Source organism: Agromyces archimandritae (assembly GCF_018024495.1).
Classification (GTDB): Bacteria; Actinomycetota; Actinomycetes; order Actinomycetales; family Microbacteriaceae; genus Agromyces; species Agromyces archimandritae.
This window is the reverse complement of the sequence record NZ_CP071696.1, coordinates 671909-685690: the sequence shown is the minus strand read 5'-3', so window position 1 is coordinate 685690 and position 13782 is coordinate 671909. Positions and strand designations below refer to the sequence as shown.

The 13782-nt window shown below is 70.0% G+C and carries 8 protein-coding genes; 3 read left to right on the top strand and 5 right to left on the bottom strand.

The genetic code is table 11. The annotated features are described in order from the left end of the window. Positions 1-22: 22 nt before the first annotated feature. A complete protein-coding gene (locus tag G127AT_RS16225) occupies positions 23-820 on the bottom strand; it encodes a CatB-related O-acetyltransferase (protein WP_210899733.1) in 798 nt (265 codons plus the stop codon). Then, entirely contained in the window at positions 817-2586 is a 1770-nt protein-coding gene (locus G127AT_RS03230; RefSeq protein WP_210899730.1) for a CDP-glycerol glycerophosphotransferase family protein, read from the bottom strand. Before G127AT_RS03230 ends, G127AT_RS16225 begins: the two co-directional genes overlap by 4 nt. 185 nt (positions 2587-2771) lie before the next feature. Between G127AT_RS03230 and G127AT_RS03225 the strand changes: the two genes are divergently transcribed. Both G127AT_RS03225 and G127AT_RS03220 read left to right on the top strand, forming a co-directional pair. After that, entirely contained in the window at positions 2772-4073 is a 1302-nt protein-coding gene (locus tag G127AT_RS03225; protein WP_210899727.1) for a UDP-glucose dehydrogenase family protein, read from the top strand. 60 nt (positions 4074-4133) lie between these two features. Beyond that, the gene (locus G127AT_RS03220) at positions 4134-6947 is read left to right on the top strand and encodes a glycosyltransferase family 2 protein (RefSeq protein WP_210899725.1); all 2814 of its coding nucleotides are present in this window, start codon (positions 4134-4136) and stop codon (positions 6945-6947) included. A gap of 27 nt (positions 6948-6974) precedes the next feature. Here the strand turns inward: G127AT_RS03220 and G127AT_RS03215 are convergent, their stop codons facing one another. Both G127AT_RS03215 and G127AT_RS03210 read right to left on the bottom strand, forming a co-directional pair. Next, on the bottom strand, positions 6975-9047 hold the full coding sequence (locus G127AT_RS03215; RefSeq protein WP_210899722.1) for an acyltransferase family protein: 2073 nt from the start codon (positions 9045-9047) through the stop codon (positions 6975-6977). Between the two features lie 111 nt (positions 9048-9158). After that, positions 9159-10337, bottom strand: coding sequence for an acyl-CoA dehydrogenase family protein (locus tag G127AT_RS03210; protein WP_210899719.1), 1179 nt, complete (start codon positions 10335-10337; stop codon positions 9159-9161). 157 nt (positions 10338-10494) lie between these two features. Between G127AT_RS03210 and manA the strand changes: the two genes are divergently transcribed. Then, on the top strand, positions 10495-11727 hold the full coding sequence (manA, locus tag G127AT_RS03205) for a mannose-6-phosphate isomerase, class I (RefSeq protein WP_210899716.1): 1233 nt from the start codon (positions 10495-10497) through the stop codon (positions 11725-11727). Positions 11728-11737: 10 nt separating this feature from the next. Here the strand turns inward: manA and G127AT_RS03200 are convergent, their stop codons facing one another. Then, positions 11738-13759 carry an acyltransferase family protein gene (locus G127AT_RS03200; RefSeq protein ID WP_210899713.1) on the bottom strand — a complete coding sequence of 674 codons (2022 nt, stop codon included), beginning with the start codon at positions 13757-13759 and terminating at the stop codon, positions 11738-11740. Positions 13760-13782: the final 23 nt, after the last annotated feature.

Here is a 13782-nt window from a genome sequence, read left to right as displayed (position 1 = left end):
TCGGCGCCCGGTCGGGAGACGTTCAGCCGCCGAGCGACCGCCGGGTGAGCACCGTCTCCTCGGGCTCGTACGGCGCGATGCGCCCGGCATCCACGCGCGATCGGATCTCCTCGATCGCGGCGGCGGGTTCGTGGAACGGCACGCCGGCCAGGTCGTTCGGGCTGAAGCGCCACCATTCGAGTTCGCGGAGCGCTGCGATCGTCTCCTCGTCGAAGCGGTAGCGCAGCACGCGGGCGGGCACGCCGCCGACGATCGCGTACGGCGGCACGTCTTTGACGACGACGGCGCCGGCGGCGACGATCGCCCCGTCGCCGATCTCGACGTCGCGGAGGATGGTGACGCGCGCCCCGATCCACACGTCGTTGCCGATGCGCGCGGCGCCGCCGGCGAAGTGCGTGCCGCGGATGCGCGGGGACGTCGGCTCGTAGGCGTCGGCGGCCGGATGCCAGCCGAATTCGTTGCCGTTGTACTGGAAGTTGGCGATGCTCAGCCAGTCGATCGGATGGTTCGGTTCGCCGATGCGCAGTTCCTGCCCGATCGCGCAGTAACGGCCGATGGATGCCAGGTGGTCGATGAACCCGTCGTTCAGGTAGGTGAACGCGCCGATGCGGGTGCGCTTCTTGAACGTGACGGGCCGGTGGAAGGACACCGGTGCCTCGCAGTGCAGTTCGGCTTTGCCGGTGAGGGTGAGGTTGTCGGCGCCGCGAACGCCCGCGACACCCTGGCCGCCGGTCGCACCGCCGGCGGGTGCGGGCACGAGGCGCCGCTTCGCCTTCCGCAGCAGATCGGTCGCCGTGGATCCGGCGTGCGGGGCGTTCATCGTCCTTCTCCCCGTGCGCTCGCGTGGTCGGCTTCGCGAGCGGCTTCGATCGCGGGCGGCTTCGGCATCGCGATCACCTCGCGGGCGGCCTCGATGAAGCGCGCCGAGACGGATTCGGGCGATTCGCCGCCGAGGTAGTACTCCTTGGCCACGGCTCGGGCGGCCTGTTTCGTGTCGACGCCGAGCATGTCGTCGAGGGCGGCGCGGATGCTCTCCGGCGTCGGCTCGAACACATACCCGGCGGCGGCGATCGCGTACCCGTCGATGAACTCCTCGGCGGGGGCGAGCATCGTCGAGATCGCGAAGGGCTTGCCCGAGAACAGGAAGTCGGGCACGACGCTCGACACGTCGGAGACGAGCGCATCGGCGAGGTTGAAGCACTCGGCGATGGTGAGCTCGGAGGCGACGCGTTCGCCGAACTCGTGCCCGATGCCGGTCTTCGCCTCGTCGGCTTCGAGCAGCGCCCGCACGGTGTCCGCGGCGGCCGCGAGCTCGGGGGAGCGGTCGGTGTAGGGGTGCGGCCGGAACAGCACCCGGCAGCCGCGTTCGACGAGCTGGGTGACGAGTTCGGGCCCGACGCCGAGCGAGCTGTAGGCGGAGTCGGCGTTGAATCCGGCCCACGTCGGCGCGTACAGCACGGTGGGCACGGCGGGCAGCGGCCCGTCGGCCTGACGCACGTGCTCGAGTTGGGGCCGGCCGATGATCTCGAAGTATTCGGGCGCGGTCGCCAGGCCGTGCGCGGCGAAGCGATCCACTGCGGCCTGCCCGGCGACGAAGTTGCGGTCGTAGGCGCGCAGCACCGGGTTGTAGCTCGGGGCCTTGTCGCTCTCGCCGTGGTTCAGCTGCACGTGCCAGAGTTCGGCGAAGCGCACGAACTGGGCGTTGCGGACGGCGTTGTTGACGTAGAACGCGGCTCGCAGCGTGGGCACGATCATGTCGTCGAGGTCGGCGTGGGTCTTGCGGAGCAGCACGGGCCGGTCGGTGAGGCCGACGGTCTCGTCGAAGGTCGCCTGGTTGCGGAGGATGATGACGAACGGCTCGCCGATGCGCTCGAGGTAGGGCAGCCACATCGCCAGCTGGTAGCCGGTGCCGGGCCCCGCATCCCAGTGCACGGCGAAGGCCGGGGCGTAGGCGCGCATGGCGTCGTTCACGGTGCGGTCGGCGACGCGACGGGCGCGGATGCGCTGCACGCCGTCGACCGCGAGGACGACGGCGAAGAGCATCGAGGCGACCGCGAGGATCGCGACGCTCCACGAGACCGCGTCGGAGCGGATCGCGAGCAGGTCGGTGACGAAGAGGACGGCGAGCCCGCCCATGTTGCCGACGGCGACGCCGGCCGGCGAGGCGAGCTCGTGATTCCGGGTGCGGATGCCGGGCAGCTGCGCCGCATACGGCACCGCCCCGGCCAGGATGCGCTTCAGCACGGGTTCGAGCAGCGTGGAGATGCCGAGCATCACCGCCGGCACGAGCAGGGAGCTCCCTCCGACCGCCGCGAGCGCGACGGCGCTCGTGATCAGCAGGGCGCGTGCGAGGACGTGCGAGGCGAGCAGGCGGGCGAGTTTGCCGCCGCGTCGGGCTTCGACCCAGGCGAGCACGGCGATCGCGACGACCGCGGCGGTGGTGCCCGGCGCGCTGGGGCCGGCGACGGCCGCGGTGACGGCGGCGAGCAACGCGGCGACGTTGATGACGAGCGTCGGCCCCGCGGCCCTGCGGAACCGCGCGCGAAACGATCCGCGATCCGGGTGCGATGAATCGGCAGCTGACATGACGCTCCACCATATGCCCCCCGTTCGTCGGGCTTGTTGAGTTGCCTCCCAGCGTGTTGTGAGAGCGACCCCGCGAATTGGGGCACCAGTTCGACTGGAGCGAGGCGCTTCCCGGGGCGGCCGGCCGAAGCGGTGGGCGACAATGGATTCGGCTCGAGAACGGCTCGGGGTGGAGCAGGAGTGACATGAAGATTTCGGTGATCGGATGCGGATATCTCGGTGCGGTGCACGCCGCGGCGATGGCGAAGCTCGGCCATGACGTCATCGGCGTGGACACCGATCCGCTGAAGGTCGAGCGGCTCTCGCGGGGGGAGGCGCCGTTCTTCGAGCCGGGCCTGCCCGAGCTGTTGCGCGAGGGCGTGGCTTCGGGGCGGCTGAGGTTCACGACCGAGATCGCCGATGCGGGCGATGCCCGGGTGCATTTCCTCGCGGTGGGCACGCCGCAGATGGCCGACTCCGATGCCGCCGATCTGCGCTTCGTCGATGCCGCTGTCGCCTCCCTCGTCCCGGTCATTCCGGATGACGCGGTCGTCGTCGGGAAGAGCACGGTCCCCGTCGGCACGGCCGCATCGATCGCAGAGCGCATCCGTGCCGCGGGGAGCGGGGCTGAAGTCGCCTGGAATCCGGAGTTCCTCCGCGAGGGCTTCGCGGTCGCCGACACGCTGACACCGGACCGCATCGTGTACGGCGTCCCCGACGGCGGACGAGCGGTCGAGGTGCTCGACGAGGTGTATGCAGGTCCTCTTGCGACCGGCATTCCGCGGCTCGTGACCGACTATGCGACCGCCGAACTCGTCAAGACCGCCGCGAACGCGTTCCTGGCGACGAAGATCAGCTTCATCAACGCGATGGCCGAGATCGCCGAGGTCGTCGGTGCCGACGTCACCCAGCTCGCGGATGCGATCGGGCACGACGCCCGGATCGGTCGGCGATTCCTGAACGCAGGCATCGGCTTCGGCGGCGGATGCCTGCCGAAGGACATCCGGGCGTTCAGCGCTCGCGCAGAGGAGCTCGGCCGGGCCGAATCGGTCGCGTTCCTGCGCGAGGTGGACGCGATCAACCTGCGTCGCCGGGAACGCGTCGTCGAGCTCGCGACCCAGGTGCTCGGGGGCTCCGTCTACCGGAAGCGCATCGTCGTGCTCGGCCTCACCTTCAAGCCCGACTCCGACGACGTCCGCGACTCGCCGGGGCTGGACATCGCCGCACGGCTGCACGGCCTCGGCGCCCTGGTCGCGGCGACAGACCCGCAGGGCATCGAGAACGCTCGAGTGCGGCATCCGCAGCTGCCCTACGAGGCGGACCTCGATGCGGCGCTCTCCGATGCGGACCTCGTGATCCTCACCACCGAGTGGGCCGAGTACCGCGGACTCGATCCCGAACACGTCGGAGAGCTCGTCGCGGGCCCCACGATCATCGACGGCCGGAACGTGCTCGACCCCGAAGCCTGGCGGTCAGCGGGCTTCGAGTACGTCGGCCTCGGGCGCTAGCGTGTTGCTCGATGAGCCGCGAGTCGATGATGCTGAATGCGAGCGGGAAAGCATTTGAGCATGATGACGGCACTCTGGCGGATACTGCCGGAACGGGTGCGCCGCGCGGTGCCGCTTCGCGTGCGCCTGGCGATACGGGAGCTGGTTCGGCAGACACCGGATGCGCCTGTCGATGAACTGCTCAGCATCGTCGTGCCCGTCTACAACACCGAACAGTATCTCGAAGCCGCGATCGAGAGTCTGCAGGCGCAACGGTATCGACGTTTCGAGATCATCATCGTCGACGATGGATCGAGCGACGGGTCGGGGCGCATTGCCGATCGCCTGGCAACGGCCGATGCGCGGATCACGGTCATCCACCAGAACAATCGCGGTGCCGGGGCTGCGCGCAACGCAGGGATATCTCGCGCCTCGGGTACGTTCCTTGCGTTCCTCGACAGCGACGATCTGGTCGAACGCGACGGCTATGCGAATGCTATTTCGAGTCTCCAGCGCACCGGTGCGGACTTTGCGGTCGCCCCGTACCGGAGATTGAGAGGCGGCAAGCTTCACCTGCCGGGTCGCTGGGTGCAGGAAGCGCATCGTGTCGAGAGACTTGCGACGACGCTCGATGCCTTCCCCGGCATCCAGGCGAACGTCGTCGCGTGCTCGAAGGTCTACCGGCGGACCTTCTTCGACCGGACGGTGAAGGCCTTTCCCGAGGGCGTCGTGTGGGAAGACCAGCTTCCGGCTACGCGTTCGTATCTGCACGGCCGCTTCGACGTCTTGACCGCGCCGATCATTCGCTGGCGGGTTCGGACGGACGGGAGTTCGACCACACAGCAGACCGCGTCCGTCGCGCACGTCGGCGATATCGCCGAGCAGCTCGGAGCGGCGCTCGACATGCTCCGAGCCAGCGGCCACCACGACGCATGGAGAGAACGCATCCTTCAGATCCTCGAGTCGAACCCGTTCGCGCTCGGTGTGTTGCACTCGTGCGACCGTGAACTCTGGGACGTCATCCGCGGTGCGATCGCAGATATCCTTCCGGATGCGCCACCCGCGCTCCTCATCGAGCGCACCCCGGCGCGCTACCGCGTGCTGTTCCACCTGCTCGCCGCCGATGCCAGGGAGGATGCGATGCGCTTCTTCGAAGCAGGCGGCTATTCGGCCGAGTCGTGGGTGTTCTCCGAAGGGCCCGACGGACTCATCAGAGGGCGTGTTCCGGGATGGACGCCGTCGATCGACGTGCCCGGCTGGGCGTTCACCGCGTCGAGTACCGAGCTGACCCCCCGAGCATGGATCGCCCGAGTCGACTGGCGAGACGGCGCCGTTCTCGATATCAGCGGGCACGTATACATCCACGGCTTCGAGGACGCTGCGGAGCACACCGTGCTCCTGCTCCGGGATCGCGAAGCCGTCCGCGAGATCCGGGTTCCCGTTGAACGCATCACGTCCCCGCACGCGACGAGGTGGAGCCGCCATCGGTACGTCGCGCACGAGACCGCAGGCTGGCGGGCCTCGATCGATGTCGACGAGCTCGCCCGGCTCGCGGAGCTCGACGGAGTCGGCCACGCGAGCTTCGAGATCGGCCTCGTCATCGAAGCGGGTGGGCGCCGACTGTCGACTTCGCTGCACTCGATCGGTTTCGCGGACGATGCCGATGCTCGGCGGGCCGTGCCGGTCGGAGAGCGGGGCGAGGCGTGGGTCCGGGTCCGCGCCGATCCGCACGACCTCTGTCTCGAGATCCGGCAGGCCGACGATGTCGCTGCCGTCGACCGGATCGTCATCGACGGCGATGCCGTCGAGATCGCCTGCCGATCGGACGGGCCCGTCGAAGCGGTGGAGCTCGTCCTGCCGCGTGGCGAAGTCGTCCGCGAGGCAGTGGCCGGCTCGGATTCGAACGGGTTCGGTTTCATCCTGCCCGCTGGGCTTGCGGAGGGGTTCTCCGCCGAGCTTCGTGCCGTGCGCGCCGCCGGAACGACACTCCAGTTGCGCCTCGAAGCCGATGCGGCGGTGGTCGTCGGCGCAGACGCGACCGCGATCGCCTCCTACGGCGGCCGCAGCCGGATCCGACTCCGAGACGCTCGCGGCTTCGGCGTCATCCGGTCCATCGACGTGGGCGAGGAGGTGCTCGAGGTCGCCGTGCAACGCGTCCCGGGTCGCGACGACGCGGAGCTTCGCATGATCGGGAACCGCAATACGTCGACCGCCCGGGCGTTCCGCATCGATGACGACGCGGTCGTCTACCGCCTCCCGCTCGCAGTGGCGGGGGATGACGACTGGCGGCCTGCCACGCTCCCGGGCGGTGCGTACCGGCTCGAACTCGGTGTCGCCGAGCACGGGATCCGGCTCGTCGCGGATCGAGACGTCGAGAACCGTCTGCCCGTTCGGCTCGCCGGTCGGGGTCGCCTCCGTGCGAACCTCGTGCGGAGACCCGGTGGAGAGATCCGCATCGAGCTCGCGGCGAGACCCGATGTCGTACGGCGCTCGGCGTTCGCGCTGACGCAACGTCTCGAAGCGCACCGTCGGCACCGGGATGGACTCGTGCCGCACTTGGTGCTCGTGCACGTCTCGAAGGAAGCCGCGAGCGAGCAGCTGCTGCTCGAGATGACCCGTTTCGTGAAGGCTGCTTCGCCGGACGCCCTCCTCGTGTGGGCGATCGCGGACCATGCGACGCGAGTGCCTCGGGGCGCCGCCGGTGTGCTCGTCGACTCCCCGGCGCACATCACTGCGGCTGCTCGCGCCGGGCTCGTCTGCTTCGGGTCCGGCATGCCGCGCTGGTTCGCCCCCCGGTCCGGACAGGCCGTGATCACCGACGTGCTGAGCGAGGACGATCCGATCGCAGCCGTCGCGCAGGCCCTCGTCGCAACCGAACGGACGGTGCTGTTCTGAGGTGGATCCGAGCAGGCTCCCGAACGCTCACTCTCCGGCCGCCGCGGAGAGCCGCCGCACGAGCTCGTCGCCTTCCGACTCCATGTATGTTCCGGTGACGTGGCCGGCGGTGTCGCGGTAGACGATCGCGTTGCCGATGACCGCCGGGCAGCGTTCCTCGTCGCAGTAGAGGTCGCGCGTGTCGACATAGTGCGCCGCGGGGACGAGCGCCGATGCGGCCTTCAGCGGATCGGCGGGTCGCGTGGCGGTGTCGGCATCGGTGCCGCACTCGGACGGCTCCGCGCCGAGGCGTGCCAGGCAGCTGAGCGCGTGCTCTTCGACGTTCGGGGCATCCCCGACGACGATGACCCGGGTTCCGCGTTCGGCGACCGGTGCCCACGCGTCCGCGTACTCGCCGGGTGCGCTCACGGCATCCACCACCGCCCACCTGGCCGCGGTCGTGATCACGATGTCGTAGGCCTCGCCGCGCTCGAGCCGGTCCTGGATCTCGTCCATCACGTCGCCGCAGTCGCCGGTCGCAGGGGCGCGCCACTGGCATCCGTACCCGGTGTAGGTGTCGACGCGCCAGCCGAGGGCGGCGACACGGTCGCGGAGCGCGGGGATGACCATGGCGGCATGGCTGTCGCCGACGAGGGCGACGCGCGTGGCATCGGCATCCTCGGAGCCGAAGGTGCAGCTCCGAAGCGGCTCCGTCTCGCCGCGCCAGCAGAAGAACCCCACACCGGTGTCGTCGGCGAGCTCGTCGACCGATGGCAGCAGGGCGTCCGCGGCGGCGAGCTCGGGCGTGCACGGGTCCGGGATGCCGGGGGCCGCCGCCGCGCCGAAGCACTCATCGGCGGCGGAGACCTGCGGTGCGGGCGGGGCGGCGATGCGCCACGCCGTCAGCCCGCCCGCGACGACGCCGGCGATCGCGAGCCCCGCCAGCACCGGCAGATGCCGGCGGTGCCGACGGGCATCCGCACCCGAGGCTCGCTCATGCCCGAGCAGCCAGCCCGAGCGCCGCACCGGTTGCTCGATGAGGTGGTACGAGGCGACGGACAGTGCGGCGGTGAGCACGAGCGCGGCGACGACGAAGAGCGGCTCGCCCGTCGGCAGCAGGGCCGGCAGCAGCACGATTACGGGGAAGTGCCAGAGATAAAGGGAGTACGAGATGTCGCCGAGGTACCCCGAGACGCGGCTCGTCAACGGGGCGAGGGCGCGATCGTACGCGGCGGAGGAGATGCCGGAGCCCGCCGAGATCACGAGCACGGCCGAGAGCACCGGGAGCAGCGCGGTCGGCGCGGGGAACACGACATCGGGCGGGATCGCGAAGACGCTCACGACGAGGCCGACCACGCCGGCCCAGGCGAGGGCGATCCGTGCGGCGAACGGCAGTCGCCACGGCCGCGCCAGCACCGCGGCGAGCACGGCCCCGGCACCGAGCTCCCAGGCGCGCGTGAAGGTGGAGAAGTACGCCGCCGACGGGTCCTGCGCCGAAGCGATCATCGCCCAGGCGAAGGAGACCGCCGACACGAGTGCGAACGCGATGCCCACGATGAGCAGCGGGCGGGCCAGGCGCGGGAACGCCCGCGTCGTGAGGAGGAACGCGCCGGCCGCGAGCAGCGGCCACACGAAGTAGAACTGCTCCTCGACCGACAGGGACCAGAAATGCTGGAACGGCGAGGGCGGCAGCCCCAGCTGGAAGTAATCGGTGTCGGTAGCCAGCGCCCGCCAGTTCGCACCGAAGAAGAACGCCCACACCCCGTCGATCCCGGCCTGGATCGCGCGTGAGCGCGGCAGGAGCACGGCCGCAGCGATCACCGTCACGACGATGGTCGCCGTCGCCGCCGGGATGATGCGGCGGGCGCGGCGGCGGTAGAAGTCCGCGAACGACAGCCGCCCGTGCGACTCGAGCTCGCGCAGCATATGCGCCGTGATCAGGTACCCCGAGATCACGAAGAACACGTCGACGCCGACGAAGCCGCCCTGCGGCTGCCGGAACAGATGGTTCGCGATCACGACCAGCACCGCGAACGCGCGCAGGCCCTGGATGTCGGCGCGCACGGGCCCGCGCGGCGGCCGATTCGCGGGCGCGGCGGTGCGTTCCATCGTTCGCGTCATGGGTCCAGACAGCTCTGAATCGTGTGCTGGCGGCAGCCTACCCCGCGAACGCGAACAGGCCGTGTGCGGAACCGATTCCGCACACGGCCCGTCGAGCGGACGCGTAGGAGATCAGACGAACGCGGCCTTGCCGGTGATCGCCCGGCCGACGATGAGGGTGTTCATCTCGCGCGTGCCCTCGTAGGAGTAGAGGGCCTCGGCGTCCGCGAAGTAGCGGGCGGCCTGGTAGTCGAGCACGATGCCGTTGCCGCCGAGGGCCTCACGGCACCAGGCGACCGTCTCGCGCATGCGCGAGGTGCAGAACGCCTTCGCGAGGGCGGCGTGCTCGTCGCGGAGCGTGCCGGCCTCCTGCATCTCCGAGACGCGCTTGACCATGGCGATCGAGGCCGTGATGTTGCCGAGGCTCTTCACGAGCAGGTCCTGGATGAGCTGGTGCGAGGCGATCGGCTTGCCGAACTGGATGCGCTCCTGCGAGTACTTCACGGCCGCCTCGTAGGCGCCGATCGCGGTGCCGACCGCCGCCCAGGCGACATCGGCGCGGGTGGCGCGGAGGACCTTCGCGGTGTCCTTGAACGAGTTCGCGTTCTGCAGCCGCAGCGACTCGGGCACGACGACGTCGGTGAGGGTGATGTCGGCGTTCTGCACCGCGCGCAGGCTGATCTTGCCCTCGATCTTCGTCGCCTCGTAGCCGGGCGTGGAGGTCGGCACGATGAAGCCCTTGACCTGGCCGTCTTCGACGTCCTTGGCCCAGATGATCGTGATGTCGCTGAAGGTGGCGTTGCCGATCCACCGCTTCTGCCCGTTCAGCACCCAGCTGTCGCCGTCGCGCTTCGCGGTCGTGCGCAGGCCCTGCGCCGAGTCGGATCCCGAGAGCGGTTCGGTCAGGCCGAACGCGCCGATGACCTCGCCGGCGGCGAGCTTCGGGATCCACTCCTCGCGCTGCTCCTTCGAGCCGCAGATCGAGATCGAGCCGGTCGCCAGGCCGTTCTGCACGCCGACGAAGGTGCCGACCGAGGCATCCACCCGTGCGAGTTCGACCGCGAGGAACCCGCGGAACAGCGCCGAGTTCTCGAACGGCTTCGTCTCGTCCCAGGCGTAGGAGAGCACCCCGAGATCTGCGAGCGGCTTCACGATCTGCTTCGGGAACTCCGCACGCTCCCAGTAGTCGCCGATGATCGGCCGCACCTCGCTCTCGAGCCAGGCGCGGAGCTTGGCGACCGCCTCCTTCTCCTGATCGGACAGCGCCGATTCGAAGTCGTAGAAGTCGCTTGCGAGGGTCTCGAAGGTCATGGTGTCTCCCGATTCCTATGGGGCCGCACCGCAGACCATGTGCCGGTCGGAGGCGACCGGTGCCGATGATCCGGCGGCCGCGGTCAGCCTACGGCGGCCCGCTGAGGGCTCACGAAGCCTTGGTAGTTTGGGACCAAATCAGCGAAAGGATGTCCGCATGTCCATTGTTGCGATCAGCAACACCCCCCGTGACTACGCGTGGGGATCGCACAGTGCGATCGCGGAGTACCTCGGCACCGAGGCGTCCGGGCGGCCCGAGGCCGAGCTCTGGCTCGGCGCGCATCCCGGTTCGCCGGCCCGGCTGGTGGATGCCGCGGGCGCGCCCGATCTGGCCGCGTACATCGCCGAGGATCCCGAGCACGCGCTCGGCCGGTACGCCGACAGCGGATCGCTGCCCTTCCTGCTCAAGGTCCTCGCCGCCGACTCGCCGCTCTCGCTGCAGGCCCACCCGAACGGGGAGCAGGCCCGCGCCGGCTTCGACCGCGAGAACGCCGACGGCGTGCCGCTCGACGCCTACGACCGCAACTACCGCGATCCGTTCCACAAGCCCGAGCTCATCGTCGCCGTCAGCGACACCTTCGACGCCCTTTGCGGCTTCCGGCCGATCGAGGAGATCCGTGGGATCGTCGAGGTCTTGCGGGCGGCGGATGCAGCCTCCGAGGCCCCGGATGCCGGTGCCGTCGCCCTTCTGGCCGATCATCTGGCCGGCGACGACCCGCTGCACACGACCGTCGAGTGGCTGCTGCGCGACGGCCGCGGCGGCGACACCGGCCAGGTGCGCTGGGTCGTCGAACGCGTCGCGCTGCTGGCCGCATCGGACACGGCGCTCGCCTCGCCGCACAGCCCCGCTTTCGCGACCGTGACCGATCTCGCCCGTGTCTACCCGGGCGACCCGGGCATCGTCATCTCACTCCTGCTGAACCGCGTCACCCTCCGCCGCGGCGAAGCCCTCTCCCTGCCGGCGGGCAACATCCACGCCTACCTGCACGGCCTCGGCATCGAACTCATGGCCGCGAGCGACAACGTGCTGCGCGGCGGTCTCACCCCCAAGCACATCGACGTCACCGAACTGCTCGAGGTACTCGACTTCCGACCCACCTCGGTGCCCTACCTCGCCCCCGAGGCGACGTCGCCGGGCGTCGAGACCTTCCGGCCCGACGTGCCCGACTTCCTCTTGCACCGGGTGGATGTCGGCCCGGACGCGGCGACGGTGCCGATCGACGGGCCGGCGATCGTCCTCGTCGCCGGCGGCGACGTGCGCGTCGCCGGCGCGACCTCGGACGCGGCCGTGCCGGCCGGCACCGCCGTGTTCGTCACCCCCGACGAGGCCGAACTGCGCGTCGAGGGCTACGGCGTCGCGTGGGTGGCGACGACGGGCAACGCCGAGTAGCGCCCGGATCTCACCGGAACAAGCCGGGGACCGCGCCCCGGAGCTGCTCCTCGAGGAGGGGCACCAACGTTCTGGAGTAGGTCGCGGTCATGTGGTCGTCATCGCGATACGCGACGGTGTTCCCGACGACGGCCTCGCATCGCGTTTCAGAGCAGAATCCGTCGCTCAGGTCCAGCTGGGCCATGCTGCCGGGAACCCCGGCCGCGTCTTGCACGGGCGAGGTCGCTGCGAAGACCTCGGCCCGGTCACGCCCGCACGACTCCGGATCGTCGCCGTGCTTCTCGAGGCACTCGGGGATGCGCCACGGGAATCGCGGGGTGTCGCGGATGCCGATGACCTGGATGCCCTCTGCGGTGAGGCGAGCCCAGGAAGCGACCTCCTTCTCCGACACCGTTTCCGCAGCCGAATGGTGATCGGTTCGCGTGGAAACGGTGATGACCGCGTCCGGCTTGAGATCGCCGATGATCTGGATCGCCGCCGCGCCCCATTCGGCGCAACTCTGATTCGCCGTATCCGCCTCGAAGGTGAGCCGGCAGCCGTCTTTGTCGATGACGGTCAGCCGCCATCCGTTCTCGGAGGCGATCTGCTCGACTGCGTCGTACCACTGCTGCGCGTGCGAACCACCCGTGAGCACGACCTCGATCGAGCCGTCGACGTCGCCCGTCGTGTCGCAGACGAGGACCTCCGAATACTCCGGCTGGTCGCGGTAGTTCTGCACGCAGCCGAGCGAGTAGAGCCCGGGAAGGTCCTGGAACGCCGCATCGAGCGCGGGGACGGCGTCCACGCCGTCGGGCGCATCGGCGCCGGCGAGCGCGAGCGCGCCCGGGTGCTGCACATCGGCGGCGATGACGGGCCGGTCCCGTGATTCGTACGCCACCGCCGCGCCGGCGGCGATGACGATCACGGCGATAGCGCCGATGGGTGCGAGCAGGGAGCGGCGCGAACTCAGCCGCTCGCGCCGTCGCAGCACGGGGTCGATGATCCATCGTCTGGTGGCCCATGCCGCGGGGATCGAGAGCGCGAGGACGCCGATCGCACCCATCGCCCCGACCGATGCCTGATCCCGCACGGCCAGATAGCCGATGAGGATCGGCCAATGCCAGAGATAGAGCGGGTAGGAGATGCCGGCGACCCACTCGACGGGACGCCAGGACAGGATGCGATCGGCACCGAACCTCGTCGGTTCCCCCGACGCGAGGATCACGAGCGCCGCGCCGCTGAGCGGGACGAGCGCCAGCGGCCCCGGGAATGCGCTCGCGCCGTCGATGGCGAACCCCGAGCCGATGATGAGGACGATCCCGCCCCAACCGAGGACGGTACGGACGGTCGGATGCAGTCGCGGGATCGCGGTGAAGACGATGGCGAGGAGAGCCCCCGCACCGATCTCCCAGAAGCGAGCGGCCGAATCGAAGTAGGCGACGATCGGCTCACGCCCGTTCATCGCCGTCGCGTACCAGAACGAAGCCGCCGTTCCGGCGAGGGTCAGCGTCGTGATCGCGGCGACGGCGGGCATCCGGATGCGGCGGGCGAGCAGGACGACGGCGGCGATGACCGCAGGCCAGACGAAGAAGAACTGCCCCTGGACCGACAGCGACCAGAAATGCTGCAACGGACTCGTTTCGGGGCCGGCCGCCCCGTACGCGAGCCTCGACGAGATGAGCTCCCAGTTCTCCATGAAGAGCGCGGAGGCGACGATCTCCCGCCACGTCGGCCCCCACACGGAGTGCGGAAGGACGAGGACCGTCATCGCCGCGACGAACACGAGGACGACGAGCGTCGCCGGGACGAGCCGGAGCAGCGTCCGCCCGTATCGCCGCGCGAGGCCGGGCCGCGACCCCGAATGCGACCATCGGAGGAGCGAGAGGGTCAGCAGGAACCCCGAGACGAAGAGGAAGACGTCCACACCGCCGGACACGCGCCCGTGACCGAAGAGGTGGAAGGCCACGACGAGGAGGAGCGAGATCCCGCGGAGGCCCTCGATCTCGGTGATGCGTCGGGTCTGGGGTTTCGGGAGGCCGGGGGCGGAGGGCATGAACGTTCCAAGCGGGGGAGGGG

What these genes read in the sequence shown, in the direction of transcription:
- G127AT_RS03215 (WP_210899722.1), bottom strand. Translation starts at nt 9,047, where the DNA reads ATGACGCGAACGATGGAACGCACCGCCGCGCCCGCGAATCGGCCGCCG.
- G127AT_RS03210 (WP_210899719.1), bottom strand. Translation starts at nt 10,337, where the DNA reads ATGACCTTCGAGACCCTCGCAAGCGACTTCTACGACTTCGAATCGGCG.
- manA (WP_210899716.1), top strand. Translation starts at nt 10,495, where the DNA reads ATGTCCATTGTTGCGATCAGCAACACCCCCCGTGACTACGCGTGGGGA.
- G127AT_RS03225 (WP_210899727.1), top strand. Translation starts at nt 2,772, where the DNA reads ATGAAGATTTCGGTGATCGGATGCGGATATCTCGGTGCGGTGCACGCC.
- G127AT_RS03200 (WP_210899713.1), bottom strand. Translation starts at nt 13,759, where the DNA reads ATGCCCTCCGCCCCCGGCCTCCCGAAACCCCAGACCCGACGCATCACC.
- G127AT_RS16225 (WP_210899733.1), bottom strand. Translation starts at nt 820, where the DNA reads ATGAACGCCCCGCACGCCGGATCCACGGCGACCGATCTGCTGCGGAAG.
- G127AT_RS03230 (WP_210899730.1), bottom strand. Translation starts at nt 2,586, where the DNA reads ATGTCAGCTGCCGATTCATCGCACCCGGATCGCGGATCGTTTCGCGCG.
- G127AT_RS03220 (WP_210899725.1), top strand. Translation starts at nt 4,134, where the DNA reads ATGATGACGGCACTCTGGCGGATACTGCCGGAACGGGTGCGCCGCGCG.